20 protein-coding genes and 5 pseudogenes are annotated in these 21,760 nt (G+C 58.9%); 14 read left to right on the top strand and 11 right to left on the bottom strand.

Annotated features, from left to right (window positions below):
• Positions 1 to 232: 232 nt before the first annotated feature.
• The 3 genes from NLY37_RS28690 to NLY37_RS28680 form a co-directional block, all read right to left on the bottom strand.
• On the bottom strand, positions 233 to 1,339 hold the full coding sequence (locus NLY37_RS28690; protein WP_023743413.1) for an ABC transporter substrate-binding protein: 1,107 nt from the start codon (positions 1,337 to 1,339) through the stop codon (positions 233 to 235).
• Positions 1,340 to 1,558: 219 nt separating this feature from the next.
• Positions 1,559 to 3,025 (bottom strand): M81 family metallopeptidase, encoded by a 1,467-nt coding sequence (locus tag NLY37_RS28685; RefSeq protein ID WP_023743412.1) that lies wholly within the window; start codon positions 3,023 to 3,025, stop codon positions 1,559 to 1,561.
• Positions 3,026 to 3,465: 440 nt separating this feature from the next.
• Complete coding sequence (locus NLY37_RS28680; RefSeq protein WP_023743410.1) at positions 3,466 to 4,389, bottom strand: tyrosine-type recombinase/integrase; 924 nt, start codon at positions 4,387 to 4,389, stop codon at positions 3,466 to 3,468.
• A gap of 131 nt (positions 4,390 to 4,520) precedes the next feature.
• Between NLY37_RS28680 and NLY37_RS28675 the strand changes: the two are divergent.
• Both NLY37_RS28675 and istB (NLY37_RS28670) read left to right on the top strand, forming a co-directional pair.
• Positions 4,521 to 5,425: pseudogene (locus NLY37_RS28675) on the top strand (Mu transposase domain-containing protein); the annotation flags it as partial.
• A gap of 17 nt (positions 5,426 to 5,442) precedes the next feature.
• Positions 5,443 to 6,219 carry an IS21-like element helper ATPase IstB gene (istB, locus tag NLY37_RS28670; protein WP_031246690.1) on the top strand — a complete coding sequence of 259 codons (777 nt, stop codon included), beginning with the start codon at positions 5,443 to 5,445 and terminating at the stop codon, positions 6,217 to 6,219.
• Between the two features lie 68 nt (positions 6,220 to 6,287).
• On the opposite strand, the gene NLY37_RS28665 is transcribed toward istB (NLY37_RS28670), so the two are convergent.
• The 4 genes from NLY37_RS28665 to NLY37_RS28650 form a co-directional block, all read right to left on the bottom strand.
• Complete coding sequence (locus NLY37_RS28665; RefSeq protein ID WP_023743407.1) at positions 6,288 to 6,998, bottom strand: hypothetical protein; 711 nt, start codon at positions 6,996 to 6,998, stop codon at positions 6,288 to 6,290.
• Positions 6,995 to 7,961, bottom strand: a protein-coding gene (locus tag NLY37_RS28660; RefSeq protein WP_502882116.1) for an IS630 family transposase whose coding sequence is annotated in 2 segments (ribosomal slippage) — positions 6,995 to 7,601 and positions 7,600 to 7,961 — 969 coding nt in all. Because the reading frame shifts where the segments join, the coding sequence is not laid out codon by codon here. The genes NLY37_RS28665 and NLY37_RS28660 overlap by 4 nt, the downstream gene beginning before the upstream one ends.
• 94 nt (positions 7,962 to 8,055) lie before the next feature.
• Complete coding sequence (locus tag NLY37_RS28655) at positions 8,056 to 8,241, bottom strand: hypothetical protein (protein ID WP_156934005.1); 186 nt, start codon at positions 8,239 to 8,241, stop codon at positions 8,056 to 8,058.
• A gap of 412 nt (positions 8,242 to 8,653) precedes the next feature.
• On the bottom strand, positions 8,654 to 9,700 hold the full coding sequence (locus tag NLY37_RS28650) for a D-alanine--D-alanine ligase family protein (protein WP_023743556.1): 1,047 nt from the start codon (positions 9,698 to 9,700) through the stop codon (positions 8,654 to 8,656).
• Positions 9,701 to 10,433: 733 nt separating this feature from the next.
• Between NLY37_RS28650 and NLY37_RS28645 the strand changes: the two are divergent.
• The 8 genes and pseudogenes from NLY37_RS28645 to NLY37_RS28610 all read left to right on the top strand — a co-directional run.
• Positions 10,434 to 10,709: pseudogene (locus tag NLY37_RS28645) on the top strand (adenosylmethionine--8-amino-7-oxononanoate transaminase); the annotation flags it as partial.
• Entirely contained in the window at positions 10,706 to 11,689 is a 984-nt protein-coding gene (gene bioZ, locus NLY37_RS28640) for a 3-oxopimeloyl-[acyl-carrier-protein] synthase BioZ (protein ID WP_286440980.1), read from the top strand. The pseudogene NLY37_RS28645 and the gene bioZ, both read left to right, overlap by 4 nt.
• A gap of 55 nt (positions 11,690 to 11,744) precedes the next feature.
• Positions 11,745 to 11,975, top strand: a pseudogene (locus tag NLY37_RS28635) (aspartate 1-decarboxylase); the annotation flags it as partial.
• Positions 11,914 to 12,855, top strand: coding sequence for an FAD-dependent oxidoreductase (locus NLY37_RS28630; RefSeq protein ID WP_156933878.1), 942 nt, complete (start codon positions 11,914 to 11,916; stop codon positions 12,853 to 12,855). The pseudogene NLY37_RS28635 and the gene NLY37_RS28630, both read left to right, overlap by 62 nt.
• Positions 12,824 to 13,021 (top strand): sulfur carrier protein ThiS, encoded by a 198-nt coding sequence (gene thiS, locus NLY37_RS28625; protein WP_023685606.1) that lies wholly within the window; start codon positions 12,824 to 12,826, stop codon positions 13,019 to 13,021. Before NLY37_RS28630 ends, thiS begins: the two co-directional genes overlap by 32 nt.
• 3 nt (positions 13,022 to 13,024) lie before the next feature.
• Positions 13,025 to 13,798 (top strand): thiazole synthase, encoded by a 774-nt coding sequence (locus NLY37_RS28620; RefSeq protein WP_023740397.1) that lies wholly within the window; start codon positions 13,025 to 13,027, stop codon positions 13,796 to 13,798.
• A complete protein-coding gene (locus NLY37_RS28615) occupies positions 13,795 to 14,400 on the top strand; it encodes a thiamine phosphate synthase (protein ID WP_023740396.1) in 606 nt (201 codons plus the stop codon). The genes NLY37_RS28620 and NLY37_RS28615 overlap by 4 nt, the downstream gene beginning before the upstream one ends.
• Positions 14,391 to 15,152: a hydroxymethylpyrimidine/phosphomethylpyrimidine kinase gene (locus NLY37_RS28610; RefSeq protein WP_286442981.1), complete on the top strand. Its 762-nt coding sequence runs from the start codon at positions 14,391 to 14,393 to the stop codon at positions 15,150 to 15,152. Before NLY37_RS28615 ends, NLY37_RS28610 begins: the two co-directional genes overlap by 10 nt.
• Before the next feature lie 21 nt (positions 15,153 to 15,173).
• Here NLY37_RS28610 and NLY37_RS28605 read toward each other — a convergent pair whose 3' ends face one another.
• Positions 15,174 to 15,347 (bottom strand): hypothetical protein, encoded by a 174-nt coding sequence (locus tag NLY37_RS28605; protein ID WP_023737084.1) that lies wholly within the window; start codon positions 15,345 to 15,347, stop codon positions 15,174 to 15,176.
• Positions 15,348 to 15,430: 83 nt separating this feature from the next.
• On the opposite strand from NLY37_RS28605, the gene NLY37_RS28600 reads away from it, so the two are divergent.
• Together NLY37_RS28600 and NLY37_RS28595 are read left to right on the top strand one after the other, a co-directional pair.
• Positions 15,431 to 15,859 (top strand): hypothetical protein, encoded by a 429-nt coding sequence (locus NLY37_RS28600; protein WP_023740394.1) that lies wholly within the window; start codon positions 15,431 to 15,433, stop codon positions 15,857 to 15,859.
• A 422-nt stretch (positions 15,860 to 16,281) separates the two neighbouring features.
• Positions 16,282 to 16,869 (top strand): hypothetical protein, encoded by a 588-nt coding sequence (locus NLY37_RS28595; protein WP_156933877.1) that lies wholly within the window; start codon positions 16,282 to 16,284, stop codon positions 16,867 to 16,869.
• Here the strand turns inward: NLY37_RS28595 and NLY37_RS28590 are convergent.
• A pseudogene (locus NLY37_RS28590) lies at positions 16,817 to 17,778 on the bottom strand (IS1595 family transposase). The gene NLY37_RS28595 and the pseudogene NLY37_RS28590 overlap by 53 nt on opposite strands.
• 102 nt (positions 17,779 to 17,880) lie before the next feature.
• Here NLY37_RS28590 and NLY37_RS28585 point away from each other — a divergent pair.
• On the top strand, positions 17,881 to 18,084 hold the full coding sequence (locus NLY37_RS28585) for a DUF6471 domain-containing protein (RefSeq protein ID WP_245270668.1): 204 nt from the start codon (positions 17,881 to 17,883) through the stop codon (positions 18,082 to 18,084).
• Between the two features lie 564 nt (positions 18,085 to 18,648).
• On the opposite strand, the gene istB (NLY37_RS28580) is transcribed toward NLY37_RS28585, so the two are convergent.
• Complete coding sequence (gene istB, locus NLY37_RS28580) at positions 18,649 to 19,377, bottom strand: IS21-like element helper ATPase IstB (RefSeq protein WP_031245829.1); 729 nt, start codon at positions 19,375 to 19,377, stop codon at positions 18,649 to 18,651.
• Positions 19,378 to 19,382: 5 nt separating this feature from the next.
• Positions 19,383 to 20,876: pseudogene (gene istA / locus NLY37_RS28575) on the bottom strand (IS21 family transposase); the annotation flags it as partial.
• Between the two features lie 35 nt (positions 20,877 to 20,911).
• Between istA and NLY37_RS28570 the strand changes: the two are divergent.
• Entirely contained in the window at positions 20,912 to 21,586 is a 675-nt protein-coding gene (locus NLY37_RS28570) for a hypothetical protein (RefSeq protein WP_156933876.1), read from the top strand.
• Positions 21,587 to 21,760 lie beyond the last annotated feature (174 nt).

The following is a 21,760-nucleotide window of genomic DNA, read 5'->3' as shown; positions in this document are numbered from 1 at the left end:
TAAACCGACGTCCGAATTCCCGATCTTATTTGTCATAACCGCCTGAGTCATATGATCTTTCTCCTCCGATGCCGACCCAGCCAGCCTTTGCTCGGTTGACCGCCGAAGCGGGTTCTTTCGAAACGCAACAGACGATTATGTCCATTCGCTCGCCGTGCGCTGGTCTGGCCGCTCCCCCAACCTAAGCCAAATTGCCGCTGCGGGCACACGTTGTCCCGCAGCGGCGCGCAGATCAGTGAGAAAGCTCCGCGACGCACCGTTCCTGAGCCACCTCTAGATTCGTACGGCCGTCCGGCGTCGCTTTGTTCCACCAATCGTAATCCTGGAAAATCTGCTTCTCCACGATTCCCGGTGCGCCGGGGAGATTCGCGGCTACCTCTTGTGGAAGAAGCTTGAACGCGTCCTTGTTTACCGGGCCATAAGAGATCGCCTCCGCAAAGGCTGCCTGCGGTTCAGGGCGGGAAATATAAGCCAAGAACTTGAAGGCGTTTTCCTTGTTGGGCGCATTTTTCAAGACCCCCCACACATCATATTCAAGCACGGACTGGTCCCAAGAAAAAGCAAGTGGCGCGCCTTGTTTTGCCGCAGCGTAGATTCGGCCATTGGCGGCTTGGGCCATCTCAACTTCGCCGTCTATGAGGCTCTGAGGGGCATCAGCGGCTGAGGTTGTCCAACGTCCGACATTGGGCGCCAACTTCTTGATTGCTGCGAAAGCGCGATCTAGGTCGAGCGGATAAAGCTCTTTTGGCGATACGCCGCTGCCCATAAGCGCCCCTTCGAGCAGGGCGTCGGAGGTAAGCCTGCTGCAACTTGGAAGAGCTCGCTTTCCTGGAAAGCCTTCGACATTGTAAAAGTCTAGCCAGTTCTTCGGGCGCTTGCTCTCCTCGGGGAATTTGTCCTTGTTGTAAGCGACTGCTGTGGAGAAGATCACAGCGCCAATTCCATACTCCTTCTTCAGTTCATCAGGTATGCCGGCCAAGGTCTTTTCAGCGAAGAAGCTGTAATCGATCTTCTCAAGCCCACCTATCTTAATCCAGCTCGCTACCTCACTACCGCTAAGGGAGTTGATGTCGGTGTCGGGGGCGGTGCCGAGCTTTACAGAAGCCATCAGCTTCGCTCCATCGCTGGTGACAGTCACAACGTTTATGCCGGTATCGCGGGTAAACGGATCAAAGTATGCTTTCTTTTGAGCCGCTTCCCAGGTCCCGCCGTACGTTGCAATAACAACTTCCCCGGTCCCCTTCAGGTTTTCAGGTATGTCCTCCGCTTGCGCGGCATAGGTTAACCCTGATAGCAGGAGCGCCGCATTGAAGGCAAAAGTGATAGTCGTATTTTTCATGGTTTATTCCCTCTCTTTTGTATGTGGACATCAAGTAATGCGCCGATGATTTTGCGTCCAAAGCAATCCGCGGCCATCGATAGTTTTTTCCTTGCGCTCCTGATGAACTGTGCAGCATTGGCAAAAGCAAACAGTCCCGGTTAACCAAAGCGCGGTTGCCGCAAAATTTGCCGCTATCGGCTTTCCCGCCGGGGCTGCGATCTTGCAATTGACGGGAGCTTAGTACGCTGCCTCTTTGTCCAACGGCCAAACAGGCCTTGGCACTAACTTGTAAGAGAAGCGCGTGATATCTTGGCTCATCAGGCCAGGACTGTCAGCCAAGTAATCGTGTTTGACAACGCCGGCAAACCCTGCGCGCCAATGGTTTAGAGATTTTAGGCCGATAATCCGGGCCCGAGAGACGTCTATACCATGCGACAAGAATATCTCAGGATCGAGTGGTTGGTATCTTTTGGACACGACGACGACGTCGATACCATTGATTTGCAACCTTGCGGTTCGGCCGACTGAAACACGGCCTCCTTTTCCCATCGGCTGCTGGATCAGAAACTGGCCGTCAGTCAGAGCTTTGACGTAAGCTTTCCCGGCAATTGGTGGGCCATGCAACTGATCGGATTTACCACCGAGTTCAATGTCTATGGTTGTGCCAACACCAGCTTCATGGGCTTGCCCGACAACTGCCGGGTCACAAATTACTGCAAAACAAGCGTCGTGTAATTTCGCCTCTAGCATCGCACGCAGGAGGTAAGTTCCGTCTGCCGGACAACCGGCGCCGGAACAGTCGGCGCCATCCACCAGGACGACCGGCCACTCTTCAGACTGGAGAGCGGATTTGATTGCCTCCTCGGGTGAGAGTGCTTTTGGCCGAATCTCGTTTCGCCTGTCCCAGACAAAGCGCGCGACACGCCGTGCGGCGTCTTTTGCCTTGTCGGTATCTCGGTTAGCTACGACCAGCACAGATGGGCCTGTGTCAGGGGAATCCGCCCACACAAACCCGTGAAAAAAGGTGCAGGTAATGATATCCGGATCTTCCTCAATCGATCGGCAAAGGGAACTTATATCCGCAGCCCAACCATTCATGGTAGTCGCTGTGACCATCAAGAACGGCAGCTTTTCAATATGAATTTTTGGTTTAACGCTGCCGTCGACTAACTTAGGGAGAATGTTGACGGCGTCCTGACCTCTTTCAAACTCATCGATATGGGGATGGTAATGAACACCAAAAGCAGCATCAATGAATTCAGCGAGTTGTGGGTTAAGATTCCCGTGCAGATCAAGGGTTATCACGATCTTGACGTTTGATCCGACGACGTGCCGGACTCTTCGGCAGATGTCGACCTCGATGTTACCTATCCCTTCTGCGATCCCAGCGCCGTGAAGTGCCAATGCCACGGCGTCGAGTGGCAGTGCCCGCTCGATACCGGCGATCAAATCGTCAACCATTCTCGTATAGGCGCTTTCGCATATGGCGCCTGCAGGAGTCGCGACCGCAAGAATTGTCGGGACCACTGTCGCGCTCAGAGCCTCCGCTGCATCCAGCATACCGCCAACGTAATCGCGCACGCCCCGGTGTGCGGCGATAATTGACTGGCCGTGCTCTATGTTGAAATCCGAAAGCGGCACATTGTCGGCGCAAAAGGTATTTGTCTCGTGTTCGATCCCACCTATAGCTATTTTCAAGGTCATAATTGTCACATTCCTCTCTCCGGCAGTGTCCGAACTTCGTTGAGTGGCCCATTCATGTCAAATGCACAGTTAGCGCCATTAATTCATCTACGATATGTTTTTGAGCCTCATGAGACCTGTGCGCGGGGGATTTTGCGTTGCTTTTGTTTGATCTGTTCGGCATCCACGGCAAAGGGCGGAAAGATGTCAGCGCCAAGGGTGTTCGCCGCTCCAGCCATAGCGATAACCTTCAAACTGCGTTTAATATTGCGGCGGAGGCAGGGAGGCGAGTTTGAACGTGAGCGTCACGAGCAACCCCATCTTGCCTGAGCTATGCACTGGCGAGATTTGCCGCCTGATTTGCGAGGAGCGCAGGCGCATCGAGTGGGACGAGGCTGATGCCAGTCATCAAGACAGTCATCAAGGGCATGAAGAGGGTCGCCATCGCCGGATCGAGGGGTTCACCGGCCGGCGGCGACGGCGCAACTGGATGCCGGTGGAGAAGGGCTCGGGTCGTCGCGGAGAGTGCAGAGTCGGGCGTCAAGCGTGAGCGTGGCGACCTCCGCAGCCCGCAGTCCATAGGTTGCGAGCAGCATCATCATTACGAAGTCGCGCTTGCCGGAGGTGGACCGTCTGTCGATACCTGCCAGCACTTGCTCGACCTGTTCCCAACTGGTCGATCGCGGAACACCAGCGTGCCGGTACGACTGCGGAAACTCGACAAGCGAACTGAGATCCTTGGCCAGAGCTCCCTCACGATGGAGGTAGCGCAGAAAGACCCGTAGCACCCCGCATGCATTGCGCACCGTCGACCAGGAAACTCGTGGCGGAGCATATTCGGCAATGAACCCGCTGAGCACGGTTGGCGACAGCTTTGCGAGGTCGTCGATGCCGATGCGCTCAAGATAGGTTGCGAACTGACGCAAACTAAACTGGTACTGGTAAATCGAACTCTGACGAAGCCCCTTCTCTTCGGCCAGGTACTTCAACAACCCCGGCGCCTGACGCTCGAACGGGTTGTCCGGCTTATGGGAACGACCCCGACCAATGTAGCCGGAGACCGCCAGCTTCAGCATCTGGCGGATGGGATTGCGTACTTCATTGCCGATCTGCTTGCGTCGCCGGCGCGAGCGTCGTCGAGCATGCTCACCAATCCACGCTTGCACGAATGGCTCGACGTGATCAGGTAGGTTCTCAACTTCGCGGGCTCCCTGAGCTTTTGCGAACTCGCCGAAACTCACCACAATGGGAATCCGGCGAGACACGCTGCGATCCGTATAGCGGCGTTCTGCCATCCAGCCGACGTATTGTTCGACTGTGGAGGCGATCCACGACTCCTGAATGCGATCGATAGTAGAAGGGCGGATGTAGTACTTCTCCAGCATGACAATCTCCTAAGGAAACAACGAGATCACCATGCCATCAGCGCTCCGTTATGTTGCCACTAGTGCAACGATAAGGCTCGCAAATGCGGGTTTTAACTCCGTTCGCCACATAATGGCGTTGGACACAAAACTGCGACAATCTCAAATCCGCGGTTGCCAAGGCTCTTTGGTTCGAGCCGACGTTAAATGCGACCTTCGCCGCCTTCGCCGAGCACTACGATACGACCATCCTGCCAGCGCGGCCAAAACGTCCTCGGGATAAGCCATCCGCCGAAGGTTCAGTTTTAATCGTCGAGAGGTGGGTGCTGGCCAGGCTTCGAAACGAACGCTTCTTCAACCTTGCTGATCTCAATATCCGGATCAGCAGTTTGATCGAAGACCTCAACGGCCGGACCATGCGCCGTTATGGCAAATCCCGCCGTGCGTTGTTTGATGAGATCGAACGCACCCAGCTCAAGCCACTGCCGGCAACACCGTTTGAATATGCAGAATGGAAAGTCGCCAAGGTCCATCCCGACTATCATGTCGAGGTCGACAAGACCTTCTACTCCGTGCCGCACGGTCTGATCGGCAGGCGGGTCCATGTGAGACTGACCTACCGGGCGGTCGAGATCTTCTTTGACCATAAGCGGATCGCCAGCCACATCAGAAGCTCGCAGCGCTCGGGCCATATTACCGTCAATGAGCATATGCCGAAGTCCCACCAGCGCTATGCAAACACGACGCCTCACACGTTGCGCAAGGAAGCGGCAAAAGTCGGGAGCAATACGGCGATATTTATCGAGCGTCTGCTGAGTGACCGCCCGCATCCGGAACAAGGCTATCGATCCGCGCAGGGCGTCCTTTCCTTGGCGCGACGCTACAAATCCGATCGCCTGGAAATGGCGTGCGAGCGTGCCTTGACCATCAATGCAATGAGCTATTCGTCGTCGCCAACATTCTCAAATCTGGTCTCGACCAAGCTGCGCCCGTGAGCGAGGCCGTCAAGCCGGCACCGCCGCACGGCAATATCCGCGGTAAAACCTACTATCAATGAGAAAGGAAAACACCCAGATGCTGACACATCCAACCCTTGATCAAATGCACACGCTCGGCCTTGCCGGAATGGTCGCGGCCTATCGCGAGCTTGCCGAGCAGGTCCATGGAAACGACCTCAGCTTTGACGAGCGGCTCGGCCTGATGCTCGACCGCGAGATCGCACTGAGAACAGACAAACGGCTGACCAATCGGTTGGCAACAGCAAAGCTGCGTTTTGCCAATGCCTCGATCGAAGACATCGATTTTAGCACTCACCACGGCCTTGATCGCCGGAACGTCTTATCCTTGGCGCAGGGGGCATGGCTGAAGGCAAACGAGAACTTGATTCTGACAGGCCAAACGGGCACCGGAAAGACATGGATTGCCTGCGCCTTCGGACGACAGGCGGCCCGTCTGGACTATTCCGTGCTCTACGTTCGCATGCCACGGCTCTTCGAGGATCTCGCACTTGCAAGGCTCGACGGACGCTTCCCGCGCCTTATCGATAAACTCGCTCGCGTCCAGCTGCTGATCCTCGACGATTGGGGAACGCATACGCTGAGCGACAGGCAGCACCTCGATCTGCTCGAAATCTTCGAGGAGCGATACCGGCGGAAATCGACGCTGATCACGGCTCAACTTCCTGTGGCCGCCTGGCACGATATGATCGGAGAGGTCACTTTAGCCGATGCGATCCTGGACCGTATCGTTCACAATGCGCACCGCATAACGCTCGAAGGCGACAGCATGCGAAAGCGAAAACCATCGACGCTCTTGACCGGCAGCGAAATAACCGAAATCAATCACTCCTAACAGCAACAAGGCAACCGGAACTCGATCGCTTCCGTTGTCCGCGACTTAGCGAAACGCTTGTCCGCGATTTACTGAAACGGCAGTCCCAATTTAGTGAAATCCGCACCGCGCATGGTATGCTGCGGTGAGAATCCCTTTTGCTTGACAAACCCAGCCCCAAAAGAGAAGCCTTGCCGCTCGGCGCGGCGCGGAAATGATCCTCCCTCTTCCAAAGCCCAAGCAGCAGGACCGCCAATTTGCGTGCGACCGCCGTTCGCGCGCTTGGGACCCAGCCGTTTGGCTAGCTTCAAGCCCCAGCTTCGCAGGGCGGACGGCGCGATCACCGTCGTCAGCAGGCAGCCCGCTGCCTCATAGAGATAGAGCCGTAACATGTCGTCGCCCTGCTTGCAGATCGAGCCTTCACATCCCGATCGCCCGACTGATACCTGTTCGGTGTCAGGCCGATTCGATGGATCTGCTCGTTCTAAATCGTCGCGGGTTTCCACCGTCGCCACGAAGGCCAGAGAAGTCAGCGGTCCAACGCCAGGCACCGACATCAGATGCCAGCAAGGCTTCGATGAGGCGGTTATCTTCTGTACCTTCTTGTCCAGACCAGCCAGTTCGACCTCAACCCGCGCAAGCGTGTCGAGAAGTGCCGCGACACCGATATAGAGCGCATCATGCCGGTTGCAGGAAGAACGGACCTCCTCGTCAAACCGCTTGCCGCCGGCCCGTGCCGAGATCTTGATGCCAAACGGGCGCAGCAGCCTGCCCGTAAAGCTAGAGCAGAATCTGATCACTCAGGCTCGTATCCTGCGGCGCAGAAGTAGTTTGAGCACTCCTCGGCGGTGAAGCGTGGCAAGGCGTCGCGGATTGCGTCCCAAAGCTCGGGGATGTTGCGTGCGGCGGCTTTCCTGAGGATCGACTTCAGCTTGGAGAAGGCATTCTCGATCGGGTTAAAGTCGGGGCTGTAAGGCGGTAGGAAGAGCATTCGCGCGCCGGCCGCTTCGATCGCTTGGCGGGCGGCGGCGACTTTGTGAGCGGGCAGGTTGTCGAGGATGACGATGTCACCAACTCGAAGCGTAGGCGCCAATACATGCTCGGCATAAGCGGCGAACCATTCACCCGTCATCGGTCCGTCGAGGACCATCGGCGCAGTCATGCCCGTCAGGCGCAATGCGCCTGTAAAAGTAGTCGTTTTCCAGTGCCCGTGCGGGATCGGAGATCGGCACCGCATGCCCCGCTTTGCCCGTCCACGCAGGCGAGCCATCTTCGTCGATGCGCCGGTCTCGTCGATAAAGACCAACCGTTCGGGATCGAGATCAGGCTGGGCCTTGAACCAGGCGCGTCGCCGCGCGAGCACGTCGGGCCGATCCTGCTCGCTGGCGTGCGCTGTTTTTTTTGAAGGTCATCGAGTGACGGTCGAGAAAGCGCCAGATCGTGCTCGGCGCGAACACGACCGCATGCTCCGCCCTGAGAAATTCAGCCAACTCGACCAATGTGATGTCGTCCTGACCTTCGATCACCGCCAGGATCGTATCCCGGTAGGCTTCGATCCGCTGGGAGCGCTTGTCTCCGCCTTGGGGCTTTGCCCGCGTCGCGCCGCTCTCTCGCCATTCGCGGACCCAGCGGACCGCGCTTGCCGCGGCAACACCGAAACGATCCGCCGCAGCCCGCCGCGACAGGCCACTCTCAACCGCTGCGATCACTCGCGAACGCAAATCCTCCGATATGGCTCTAACCCGACATGATGAATCAGATATTCTCCCCGATGGGAATCCCTCGCGATTCCATCAGGTCAGATTATGCTCTAGCGCTTGACATTGACCAGTTGCTCACGCGCGCCAAGCAATGCCTTCAGCTGGTGGCTTCCATGGTCTTCACATGCACCGCAGAATACCAGCCGCTTGCCAGCATCTCGGCAAGCGCCTGCGCATCCGCCTTGTCCGTCTTCTCAGGCCGCGCCTTCAGGGCATCTGCAGCACGCCGCGCATCCTGCAGATGACCGGAAAACTCAGATCCTTGAGCTCGTGGTAGAGCCAAGGCGTCATCGAGCCCGTCTCAAGGCCGACTTTCGCAAGATGACCTTTCCATCTCTTTAGCCGCTTCGCGATCATTGACGGCTGGGTGTCCGCGCTTCCGCGCCACACCACCTGTCAATCCTGGTCCATAATGCAGATGTGCGTGCTCTTGAGACTGACGACCAACCCGACGTAATATTCCATCGCTGCTCTCCTTAGGTCTTCGACAAACCAGGCAGATGGTCTCATCGCCGGGGGAGCACCACCTCATGTATGGGATGTATTAGAGTCCTCTCTGATCGGGGTCATTGAAGTCTATTTGCTCCTGCTCTTATTCCGCATCGTGTCGCCCCTGAGCATGGGCTTCTGTTCGCAATCAGCGCTTGGGCCACCGCATGATGGATTCAGAAGAGAGTAGGGCGTCTCAAACTGTGTCACGACTTTGCAGGCTTTGGTCTCCAATGCTCTAGACTCTCGCCCCTGTCGGGGATGCCGACTCCGAAATACCGCGTGTGCGCTACATCCAGTATGCGATTGACCAAGCTCGAGTAGCTGTGTCCGGCGGTCCTCGCGGCCAAGGCAAAAAAACTAGCCGTACCGAGGCCCGCCATGGCGTTAATCTCCAGGACAAAGGGTTTGCCGGAGCGATCGATCCGGAGGTCGACGCGGGCATAGTCCCGGCACTGGCAGGCACGGAAGGTCGCAACCGAAATATCCCGCAGTACCGTCGCAAGCTTAGTATCGATTCGCGCCGGGCAAATCGGGAGTGGCGCCGCGACCGCCTTGCTCTTCATTTCCCAACTGAAAAGGCGCGTTTCGCCTTCGCCGAAGTCTTGCTCCACCGGAGGCAAAACCTCAAGCTCTTCGTTTCCGAGCAGCGCGACAGCGATTTCTTGCCCGTCGATATACTCTTCCACGAGCGCATCCTGCGCATACTGGGTGACGATCCTTTCCACGGCCTGCCTTAACTGAGCAGGTTCATGTGCGAGCTGCAATCCGAGGCTGCACTCTTCGAGACGCGGCTTCACTATCACAGGGAATCGCAGGTCGCCGGTACACTCGGTGCCGCGACGCATAACGCGAAAGTTTGGCGTCGGCACGCCGCGATCGCGGATGAGCGTCTTGGTGATAACCTTGTCGTTCGTCAGCCCATGCCCGAGCAGGCTCGATCCGGTGTATGGAACGCCGGCCATTTCGAGCATGGCCGGAACGTGGGTGTAACGGTACTCGCCCTGAATTCCCTCCGCCAGGTTGAAGACGATACCCGAAGGGCGCGCCTGCGGATCGGGTGGCATGAACCGCTCGAGCCTGGCGAGCAGTCCTTTATCGCCTTCGCACAGCAGCGTCTCGTGACCGCCCTCTTGCAGTGCCACTGCCACGCTTCTAGCCGTCCTGTCGCCGCGGTGTTGCTCCGGACAAGGTTGGCCGAACCGATTGATCACGCCCGTACAATCATTGCTACTAACGATGGCTACCCGCATGAGTTACTCCTTAATGTTGCCCGTTACGTTGGTACGCTCGGATTTGTTTGCTGGATGGGCGGCTCGCCGTCCTCAACCTTGAAGGTGGTGCGCAGCCTCATGACGCGCCACCAACGCGTCTACGGCCGACTGCAGGGCCGCGTCGTCCATTTTGCCGCAAAGCTGAAGCCCATCTGCAAGCGACGGTTCTCACTTCCGCCCGTCGGAGCGAAAGGAACCAAAGCTGCTGCTGCGGGAATGACAACCGGAAGCGGTCGATGGACGCGGCAAAGCTTCGATTGGCGGGACAGCGCTCGACAGGACGGAGCCATCGCATTGATTTGGATCGTTTGAGCAAGTTTCATGTAGACCTCTTCGGTCGGAGACTGCGAGACCGCAATGGTCCTAACAAATCCTTCAGCACGTCTCGCGCAATCGGCGTGCCAACGAAGAGATTGTGTGAGTAAGAGGGGCTAATCATGGGTTTCGCGCCGCAATGGCCGAAAACGTGCGCCTCAGTGCGTCAGGTTCCGAACACAGATGCTCTTCAGCCGGACACACCTGTCGCAATGCGAAATGATTTAGACATGCGCGCGCCAAGTCCGCCATACGATATGCTCAACATCTTGTCACGCCGCAATTGCTTTCGGAAAACCACAGCGAAGCATCGGCGCCATGCGCCTGAAACAAATTTTTTTCGCAAGATCCTAACCAGTTGTACTAGTCTAACGTCCCTTTTGGGCACTTCTCTGTGGCCGCCGGACTTCGACGGTTTCAAGACAATCCATATTTTACCGACTGCCGCGCGACCGGAACGATCGCAGCGCTCGACCTGCGAACCGATTCCGCAGGTTATCTGGCCGAGATCGGGCCGAAACTGCGCGCTTTTTTCCTCGAGCGCGGACTGCTGGTGCGTCCGCTCGGCAATGTGCTCTATCTTCTGCCGCCCTATTGCATCGCCGGCGACGAGCTCGACGGGCTCTATGACGCCATCGCGGAGGTCGGCGAACGCTTCGGCTCAAAACCATGAGCCGATCGTCGCGCATTCTCGGATTTGGCCATCACGCGCCTGGGCGCAAGGTGGCGAATGCCGAGATCGAGAGCAATCTCGGCCTCGAGCCGGGCTGGATCGAAAGGCGTACCGGGATACGGTCGCGCTTCTGGGCAGCGGACGAAGACACGCTGTCTGGTCTTGCCACGCAGGCTGGCGACATGGCGCTGGCGAACGCCGGTATTGACCGCGGCGACATCGGTCTTTTGTTGCTTGCCACCTCGACGCCCGACCACCTTCTGCCGCCCAGTGCACCCCTGGTCGCGCACAAGCTCGGCCTTGGTCGCGCAGGCGCGGTCGATCTGACCGGTGCCTGCGCCGGCTTCATCTATGCGCTGATGTTCGCGGACGGATTCACCCGCTTGCACGGCAAACCAGCGCTGATCATCGCGGCCAACATCCTCAGCCGCCGCATCAACCCGGCCGAGCGCGCCAGCGCCGTACTGTTTGCGGATGCCGCCGGCGCCGTGGTGATTGGTGCGTGCGAGGATCAGGACCTGGGCATTCTCGGCGCATCGGTGGATTCCGACGGCTCGCGCTACGGGCTGATCCAGATTCCCGCCGGCGGAAGCAACAAGCCGTTCCATGGCGAGCTCGAACTCGCGCAGACCCGGATGACCATCACCGACGGCCGTGAGGTGTTCGGCAAGGCCGTCGAGATGATGACCGCCTGCTCGCGGGACGCATTGGCCGCAGCCCGGATGCAGCCGCAGGACATCGATCGGTTCGTGCCGCATCAGGCCAATGCCCGCATCTTCGATGCGGCCGGACGAAACCTCGGCATTGCAGATCAAGCAATCGTCAAGACGATCGTCGATTACGGCAACTCTTCCGCCGCGACGATCCCGCTCTCGCTGTCGCTCGCCCATCAGACGGAGCCGTTCCGGCAGGGAGAGAAAATCCTGCTGGCGGCTGCGGGTGCGGGTCTCAGCGGCGGCGCGCTTGCCGTCGGGATTTAGCGGAGCGGTCCGGATGCCAAGATCGACCTTGATGATGAATAGGGACACCAGACCAATGCGAAAACTAGTCGCTGGCAAGCTACACGGCATCCACGTCACCGAAGCAAACCTCAACTATCACGGTTCGATAACGCTCGACCCTGACCACTGCGAAGCGGCGGGGATCCTGCCTATGGAATTCGTGGAGATATGGAACAAGAATTCCGGCGCGCGGATTTCGACCTATGTCATTCTGGGTGAGCGCGGCTCACGATGCTGTATTCTCAACGGTGCGGCCGCCCGTACCGTGGTTCGCCGGTGGCATGCTGGCGCCGTGGTGCGAGCGTGAAAGCGCCGAGCAGCCGGTGCTGGATCTCGGACGTGACGCCGCCGACTGGTGGGACGCCGCAACGCCCGGCTTGGTAGCACGACGGGGAACGCTGGTCTTGGCCCCGCCGCGCGATGCGGGCGAGCTCGACCGGTTCGCCAGCCGCACGACGGGCTATCGGCGCGTCGAGGAAGACGAAATTGCCTTGCTGGAGCCCGACTTAGCCGGCCGCTTCCGCCGCGGATTGCTCTTCCCCGCTGAGGGCCATCTTGATCCGCGCCAGGCGATGGCAGCACTTCATGACAAGCTCGCGGCCACGGGTGTTGAATTCCACTTCGGCGCCGACGCCCAGCATGTTTTTGGTTTCGATCGTCAGATCGACTGTACGGGAATGGCGGCACAAAATGACTGGCTGCGCGGCGTTCGCGGCGAAATGCTCACCCTGCGTACCCCTGATATCTCGCTGTCGCGCCCTGTCAGGCTGCTGCATCCGCGCTTTCCACTGTACGCAGTGCCGCGCACCGACCACCGTTTCATGATTGGTGCGACGATGATTGAAAGCCAGTCCGGCGGACCGGTCACGGCGCGCTCCATGATGGAGCTGCTGGGTACCGCCTATGCCCTCCACCCGGCCTTTGGGGAGGCCGAGATCGTTGAAACCGGTGTCGGCGTCCGCCCAGCCTTTCCCGACAATTTGCCGCGCGTCGAAACAAACGGTGAAATCATCGCGATCAAGCTCTATCGTCACGGTTTTCTCCTGGCTCCCGCCATGGCGCGCCAGGCTGCCGACCTGGTTTTCAGTCAAGACAGAACCAAGGAGCTTGCTCATGAAATTGATGGTCAACGGCGAAGCGCATGAGGTTGCCGCCACCACGCTGGCCGAGCTGCTTGCCGCGCTTGACTATGAGGGCGATTGGCTCGCGACCGCCGTCAACAACGACCTCGTGCACAAAGCCAACCGGGCGGAATTCCAATTGAACGACGGCGACCGGATCGAAATCCTCTCGCCCATGCAGGGCGGCTAGGCCATGATCGAGCTTTATGGAGCCGAGCTTCCCTCCCGCCTGCTTCTTGGCACGGCTCAATATCCTTCGCCGGCCATCCTTGCCTATGCAGTCAGGGCATCGGGCACGGCGGTGGTGACCGTCTCGTTGCGCCGTGAAATGGCAGGCGGCAGGGCTGGCGAAGAATTCTGGTCGTTGATCCGCTCGCTTGGTGTCAGAATCCTGCCCAACACTGCTGGCTGCCACTCCGTCAAGGAAGCGGTCACGACCGCACAAATGGCGCGCGAAGTCTTCGGTACGAACTGGGTCAAGCTCGAAGTGATCGGCAACCACGACACGCTGCAGCCGGATGTGTTCGGTCTGGTCGAAGCCGCCCGCATCCTGTGCGAGGACGGGTTTGCAGTCTTCCCCTATACCACCGACGACCTTGTCGTTGCCGAGCGGCTGCTTGCGGCGGGCTGCAAGGTGTTGATGCCGTGGTGCGCGCCGATCGGTTCCGCTCTCGGACCGATCAACATCACGGCGCTGCGCTCGATGCGGGGACATTTCCCTGATGTTCCGCTGATCGTGGATGCGGGGCTCGGACGGCCATCGCACGCGGCAACCGTCATGGAGCTCGGCTTTGACGCCGTACTCCTGAACACCGCGGTCGCCAAGGCGACCGATCCGGTCGGCATGGCGCGTGCGTTCGGCAAGGCGGTCGAGGCCGGTCGTGAAGCTTTCAGCTCGGGTATGCTTGAACCGCGCGACGTCGCCGTGCCATCGACGCCGACCATCGGCAGGGCCGTTTTTTCATGAAGCTCGATCCCTTCTACCTGATCGTCGACAGCGCTGACTGGGTCGAGCGGCTGGTCCCGCTCGGCGTCAAGCTGGTTCAGTTGCGCATCAAGGATAGGGACGAGATCACGCTGCGGTCGGAAATCCGCCGCGCGAACGACGTCTGCGCGGTCCATGGTTGCCAACTGATCGTCAACGACTATTGGCGCACGGCAATCGAGGAAGGCTGCGACTTCGTCCATCTCGGCCAAGAGGATTTGGCTGCTGCCGACCTGCTGGCGATTAAGTACGCCGGATTGAAGCTCGGGCTTTCCACGCACGATCATCTAGAACTGGAAATGGCCATCGCTGCCGAGCCCGACTATGTCGCGCTCGGCCCAATCTATCCCACCGTCCTGAAGCAGATGAAATGGGCGCCGCAAGGGCTCGAGCGGATCAGCGAGTGGAAGCATCGGGTGGCGCCGATCCCATTGGTCGCCATTGGCGGCCTCAACCCCGATCGGCTCGACGGTGTTTTCGCGGCTGGTGCGGACACTGCGGCGGTGGTCACCGACATCACGTTGAATGCCGATCCCGAAGCGCGCACGCGAGAATGGATCGAAAAGACAAAGCCATGGCGCTGAGGCGAGAACCGCATGTGCTCGTGGTCGGCGGATCTGACTCCAGCGGTGGGGCTGGAATTGCACGCCATATCGAGACGATCTCTTCGATTGGCGTCCGCACCTGCCTGGCTGTCACAGCGCTGACGGTGCAGACGCACGAAGCCGTGATGAAAATCCATCCTTCGCAGCCCGATCTTGTGGCCAATCAAATGCGCGCCGCGCTGCGGGCCAACAAGGTGGCGGCAATCAAGATCGGCATGCTTGCAACGGCCGAGATCGTCGTAGCCGTCGCGGCTGTGCTCCGCGAAAATCCACAGGTGCCGGCAGTACTCGACCCGGTGCTGGCCTCGACGTCAGGCCGGGCGCTGCTGGACGCAAGGGCCATCGCCGCCATGAAACGCGACCTGATGCCCCTTTGCCGCCTCGTCACACCCAATCTCATCGAGCTGGCGCTTCTTGTTGGCTTAGAGCCAGCGGTTGATGAAGACGGCGCGGTGTGGCAAGGCCAGGAATTGCTGGTGGCCGGGATGCAGGCCCTGCTGATCAAGGGCGGCCACGCGGCGGGACCCCGATCGATCGATATTCTGTTGCGCCCCGATCACGAACCAGTCCGCTTTGACACGCCGCGTCTTGCCGCATCGATGCGCGGGACGGGCTGCATGCTGGCCAGCTCGATTGCGGCACATCTGGCGAAGGCGCAATCAATCGAGTACGCCGTGCGCCAGGGCAAGCTCTTTGTGTTAGAAAAGCTTCGGAAAACCCCAGCCGAATAGCCGTAGAGCCGGCTCAAGCGTTCAGCGGCTGACGCTGAAATGGAAGCCGTAGCCCTCCTGCCCTTTTTTCACAGGGCGTGACGGGATGAGGCCGCTTTGCAGATCGGAATTCAGCGGCGCCGAGACAAGCTGCCCTGCCAGGCCGGGAAAGTAACGGGACTCTTCCTGCGGCGAAGCGCACTGCCAGTCAGGCATGGGGATGCACTTGTGCGGTCTTATGTAGCAAAAGCACCAACTTCCCGCGCGCTCTTTTTGGTGGGTTCCCATAAAATCCGGGGATGCCGAGAGTTGCCCCTATCCTTCGCTCGACCCGATACGAACACGCCATCAACACGCTGGTGGCCAAGCGATCCAAGATATCCGGCGCAATCCGGTTCAAGGGTGCGGACCTGGCACACCAGATACACCACATAGACGCGGTGCTGTTGATCCTTGGCCACAAAGGCGATCCGTCGCTGATCGTGCCGCTACGGCGGACGCCAAGCCGCTTCCGCAAGGGCGAGCTTTACCGGCTGATCTTGAAGCATGAGGCGGACGGCAGCGCGTCGAACCGTGAGACGGCAACGCGCATTGCGCAGGCGAAGGGATGGGATGCCGCGCTCGTCAAGCCGCTCATGAACGACATCAAGACGGCAAAGGGTTGGCGACGGCGGAAGGCTACGGGGAATGTGAGGGAGCCAAACAGTTTCGGTGCAGAACAACAATAATTCCGCCAAGTCCCTTTGCTTAAATACAAAGAGCCCTTACGGTGCACCGGTTTAGTCGGGGTGCTACCCACCTACAACCAAATCGACAGCGCCAACCATCGAGCGAGGTAAGGCTTACTCGAAAGGTGAGATTTTGTCGATATGGTGGTTATCTTGCGGCACTCCGATCTCTTGGCGGTGTGGGAGGATTTCGTGGCAAGCATTGGTCATGCGCTTCTAATTAGATACGGCCTAGGCGTGCAGCCTTCGGCAGAGCGTCAGCAGGAGTGGGCTCGCTTAACCCGGCAATATATCAGGGATGGTCAGACGGCAGACAGAGCCGGCGAAAACGCTGCTAAATACTTGTTTAGTGACTTCCACACTCGTGTCTATGCATCCGAGGCTGATACGATTGAGATGCTGCTCCGAGAGGCGGGAAAATAGTGGATCTCGACAAGGTATGGGCTTGGCTTAATACGCCGGGAGCAACCGCAACTGTCTCGACCATAACGTTTGTGGTGGGTGGTGTTTTGGGCTTTTTGGCCCGGAGTTTGACCAGCACGCCTGCCGAGCGGCAGCAACAGCGACAGCGGCTTTATGAGAATGGTTTGCATCACAAAACCGAGAGAGAGAAAAGGTACGTCGAGTTTTGTGACGCTATTGGGGTATACATAGAAAAGAAGAAAATCGAAGCCAAGCTGACGCTTGACGACTTCCAGAGCATATCGAAAGCTGGCGACTTGTATTTTAGCGAACTCAAGATGGCGTCAGATGCTATAATAGGCAACTCGATAGACAAAGTGTCCCGCGAGACCATCGTCTCAGCCATAGCTGAAGCGCTCGAAAAAAACATACCTCTTTACTATGAAACCCTACATCGCATAGCCGACAAAATCGGCGTGACCTATAGTGGCGAATTTAAACGACCCAACTACGAAAATATGTACGTTGTCGTTGAAAAATACGCCTCGAATGCAGTTATGCCGCCCGCTGCCAGTAGCCAGCCCACACTCGCGACACCGAATGGGTAAGCGCGCCGCCAAGCAGGGCATATGCATTGCCGCCATTTGACCGGCGACGGTGATCTTCAAGCCATGCGGCATGATTGGCGTACTGGTAGAGGTAGCGGTGCGACACGTGGTGGTGCTGGCCAGCGACCATGCGGCGAAGGCGGCTGAAATAGCTTTCCACCATGTTGGTATGCTTGCCGTGGCCGTCGCTATAGCTTTCCGAGTGGTTGATACGGGTCGAGGCAAATTCGGTTTCCAAGGCGTCCCAATGGTTCGCTTCATCCGCGAACAGCTTGGAACCGGCCAGCATGCGAGCGCGGGCGATTTCCACGCCTTCGGCTTCGCGATGACGGATGAACGTCAAAGTGCGGCCGGCGCGCTCGCGAAGGGCGATTACAACGCGGCGGCGGTCTGACTGGTTCTCCTTCATGCGGCGGTCCTTGCGGTCCTCTACGCGGTTCTCAGGGCGCACCACGCCACCAAAGTATGCGCCATCAATCTCGACCTCGCCTTTGAGGGTTTCGTTCTTGGTTTCAGCCGACAGGGCTTCGCGCAGCTTGTAAGCCAGCACGAACGCGGTCTTGTATTGAACGTCCAGATCGCGAGAGAACTGGACCGCCGACATGCCCTTGGCTCCGTTGACGAACAGGCAGATCGCGGCGAGCAGATCAACAAACGACAGCTTGCGCGAGGCGAAGATTGTGCCGCTCGTAACCGAGAACTGCGCACCGCAAGCGGCGCACTTGAACTTGCGACGGGTCGGAATGTCGTAATGATCCAGGCATCCGCATTTCGGGCAAACAGGCTCGCCTTGCGCCGAAGCCCAACGAAGGCGCTTGAACGTGTCGCAAGCCTTTTCCTCGCCGCCCTTGTAAATCTCTTTTGAGAAAGGGGGCGGCTTTCGGCGGAAAGGAGGAAGTGTTGGGCCACTGTCATCATATCCGGTGATATTGTTCACCGTATATGCGACTCGTATCGTCAAATACAAGGGCATATATCATCGAATGTGATGGTACTTTTTGAGGCGAAGATATGGCACGCAAGGACGACCCGCAGACCGTCGAATACGAGACGAAAGCCAAGAACCTTTTGAAGTCAGAATTGAAGCGGAAGGGCGTCACCTATGCCCAGCTCGCGGAAAAATTGGCGACTATGGACATTCACGAGACGGAGCGTAACTTAAACAACAAAATAAGCCGGGGGGCTTTAGTGCTGCGTTTTTACTGCAATGCTTAGAGGCTATCGGGGCATCCTCATTGCGGCTATGGGAGTAGTTTTACTCGGAGCCGCTTCACCACCAGAAAGCGGCGGGCAGGCAGAACAGGCTAAGCCCGAACAACACAAGCAGACCGCGCCCAGTCCGCCGCCAGTAAGTCAGCCTCCAGTCGAGAGCGCCAACAAACCCGAAAACCCCAATCCATCCTGCGAGGCCGGACAAGACAATCGCAATTCCGACCTTTGCGCCCAATGGAAGGCTGCCGATGCCGCCAAGGAGTCGGCGGATTGGACCATGCGCTCCTACTGGCTGATCTTCGCCGGTACCGTTGTGGGAGCTTTCACTCTGTTCGCCGCTATAGCCGCTGCCCTGTATGCGAGAGAGGCCGCCAAGCATACCGAAACTGGTGCCATTCAGGCCGAACGAAGCGCCAAGGCGGCGGAATGTCAATCGGCCCGCAATTGGGACCCTGGATCGGCTCGCAAAAGGGACCCCTTTTTTGAGGCACAAATGGTCAGCGCTCGCCGGGCGGAGCTGGTCAGGGTTGCGCAGCCCGGCGAGTGCGGATCGGCGTTATGGGGTGATCAGGCGCGGTTCTTGAAGCGCCAGGATTCGTTTCCGGTCTCGATGATCTCGCAGTGATGGGTGAGACGGTCGAGCAGCGCGGTGGTCATCTTGGGGTCGCCGAAGACGGCGGGCCATTCGCCGAATGCCAGGTTGGTGGTGACGATGATCGAGGTGCGCTCGTAGAGCCGGCTGATCAGATGGAAGAGCAACTGCCCACCGGCTTGTGCGAACGGGAGATAGCCGAGCTCGTCGAGCACGACGAAGTCGAGCCGGGTGAGGTAGTCGGCGATGCGGCCTTGCTTGCCACCGCGGTGCTCGGTCTCCAATCGATTGACCAGATCGACGACGTTGAAGAAGCGGTCACGTGAGCCGTTGCGGATCAAGGCCCGGGCAATGGCGATGGCCAGATGCGACTTGCCGGTTCCTGTGCCGCCGATGAGGACGGCGTTGCGCTGATCGGCGACGAAGGTGCCGTTGGCAAGGTCGCGGACCAGCACCTCGTTGACCGGCGTGCCGTCGAAGTCGAACTCCTCGATGTCCTTGGCGAGCGGCAGCTTGGCGACGGTAAGCTGGTATTTGATAGAGCGGGCCTGCTTCTCGGCGATCTCGGCCGAGAGCAGATCGCCGACGATCTTCGGCGGCTCGTGCTGGCGCTTGATGCCTGTCGCCATGATCTCGTCGTAGGCGCTGCGCATGCCATAGAGCTTCAGCGTCCCCATAAGATCCAGAACCTGGGTGCGTTCCATCAGCTTGCCCTCCTGAGGCTGTCGTAGCGGGCGCAGTCGGCCTGCGGCTCATGCTGCAGGCGGAGCGCGTCCGGGGTGAGGATGGTGACGGCCGGCGCCGGATCGCGCCGACGCGCCAGGATATTGATGATGACGGCTGACGAGCAGACGTTCTGGTCGAGTGCCTCTTGGCAGGTCACCTCGACGGCATCGAGACCGTCGCTGAGAACGGCGGCCAGGATCGCCACCATCTGCCGATCGCCGTCGTCCGCGGACTTCAATCTGCGCCGGACCCGCTCCATTGCCGATGGCAGAACCCAGCCCTGGAACGGCGCGCCATTGCGCAACGCTCCGGGCTTGCGGGCAAGCACGGGGACATAGTGCCAGGGGTCGTAGATCGTCTCGCCGCGCCCGAACGAGCGGACATGTTCGGCGACGAGGCTGCCGTCCTGACGGATGACGATGCGATCGGCATAGGCCTGGACCTCGACGGGGCGGCCGACGGCCGTCGAGAGCACCGAGTATTTGTTGTTGTCGAAGCGCACCGTGCAGGTCTTCGACACTGAGGCGGGGACCGTGTGGAATCCATCGAAGGGCCCACGATACTCGACAAGCTTGCCGCGCTCTTCCTCGAACACGTTCCAGATCGTGCGCTCCGGCTGGTCAATATGACGGTGCGCTTTCGTGTAGGCGATGCATTTGTCGAGGAGCCAAGCGTTGAGTTCCTCATAGGATTTGAAGCGCAGGCGCGGCGTGAAGAAGCGCTCCCGCACCAGGCCGACCTGGTTCTCGACCTGACCCTTCTCCCAGCCCGACGCCGGCGTGCAGGCGACCGGCTGCACCAGATAGTGGCTGCACATCTGCAAGAAGCGGCGATTATATTGCCGGTCCTTGCCGACGAACACCGTCTCCACCGCCGTCTTCATGTTGTCGTAGATGCCGCGCGTGCAGGCGCCACCGAAGAAGGCGAAGGCCCGATCGTGGGCGTCGAACACCATCTCCTGCGTCTCGCGCGGATAGGCCCTCACGAACATCATGCGGCCGTGGCAGAGCCGGACATGGGCGACCTTCACGGTCACAGTCACGCCATTGATCAGGACGATCTCGAGGCTCCAGTCGAACTGGTAGGCCTCGCCCGGCGGGAAGAACAACGGCACATAGGCTTCCGCCGTCGCTGATCCCTGCGCCTTCGCCCAGCTCTTGGCGTATCGGCGAACCGCATCGTAGCTGCCGTCGTATCCGAGACCGCGAAGCTCCTCAAAGATCCGGATCAGCGTTAGCCGCTCGCGCCCAAACTTGCTGTGATTGCCGTTCAAAAATCCATCGAGCTGACCCTGCCAGGGACCGATCTTCGGCATCGGCTGCCGCTCGCGCTCGTAGCGGAACTCAGTCGCATCAGATCGCAGAACCTTGCGGACGACCTTCCGGGAGATCCGCAATTCGCGGCAAATCTCCTTGATCGACTTCCCATGAACCAGCGACAGCCGGCGTATCTTTGCAATCGTCTCCACAACCAACATCCAAAACAAATGCCTCCGATGAACCCGGAGGCAGTGTGACAACCCTGCGTTACAGGGGTCCTTTTTGGACGCCGATCACCCCTGAAACGGGGTCCTTATTCCACGCCGAAACACAGGCGGAAGACGCTATCGGCATCACTCGCGAAATGGGCGAGGCTCAAACCCGCGCCTATCTCTCCGTAATTAGCGGGAAAGCCATTTTCAAAGGCGGAATAGACCCGGAACTGATCCTTAGGATTAGAAACGCTGGCAATAGTCCGGCATTCGATGTCACGGCTGATTTCCACAGATCCACAGGCGTTGTGTTCGATGAAAAACCAACTGGTGACATCTCTGGCATGAGCGTTGCCAAAGTACGCATTGCGAAACTGATCGGCGCAGGTAGCGAGGACGACTTTTCGCTTGGAGTTGTTAGCAGCCCCCCAAAGGCCAAGGACGAAGGCGGCTTGGGGTTTGTTCTGGAAGGCATCCTTGAATATCAAACCGTCTTCGACGTTAAGACCGGCAACATCGATATGGACACGCCGTTCTTGTTCATGTTTGGACCATCCAGACCCGTTGTAGAGACCGCCGTGCGTGAGGGGAAAATCTTGACGGTCGAGATGAAGCGGTTCCCGGCCTTCATGTCCGGATGGATTGTCGATTACCGCCGCATAGTTCGGTCCGCTCGCGATAAAGAGCGACGCGAAAAGCAGGAAAAGCAGACCTAGCCCCGGCATCAGCGGGGCGCCTTTGGTGCGTTTGCTACATAAGACCGCACTTGTGCCTCCTGGCGAGTGTGAGGCCGCAGGAGCGAGGCATTTCAACGCGGCGGGGGCCGCCGGATCTGGCCCCGCAGTGCTGGAGCAAAGCAAAGGCCGGTTTGAGTGGGTGGGGAGAGAGGG

It is taken from the genome of Mesorhizobium sp. C395A (genome assembly GCF_030323205.1).
Taxonomy (GTDB): Bacteria; Pseudomonadota; Alphaproteobacteria; order Rhizobiales; family Rhizobiaceae; genus Mesorhizobium.
The sequence above is the reverse complement of the archived record's forward strand: the minus strand, read 5'-3'. Positions and strand labels throughout refer to the sequence as shown.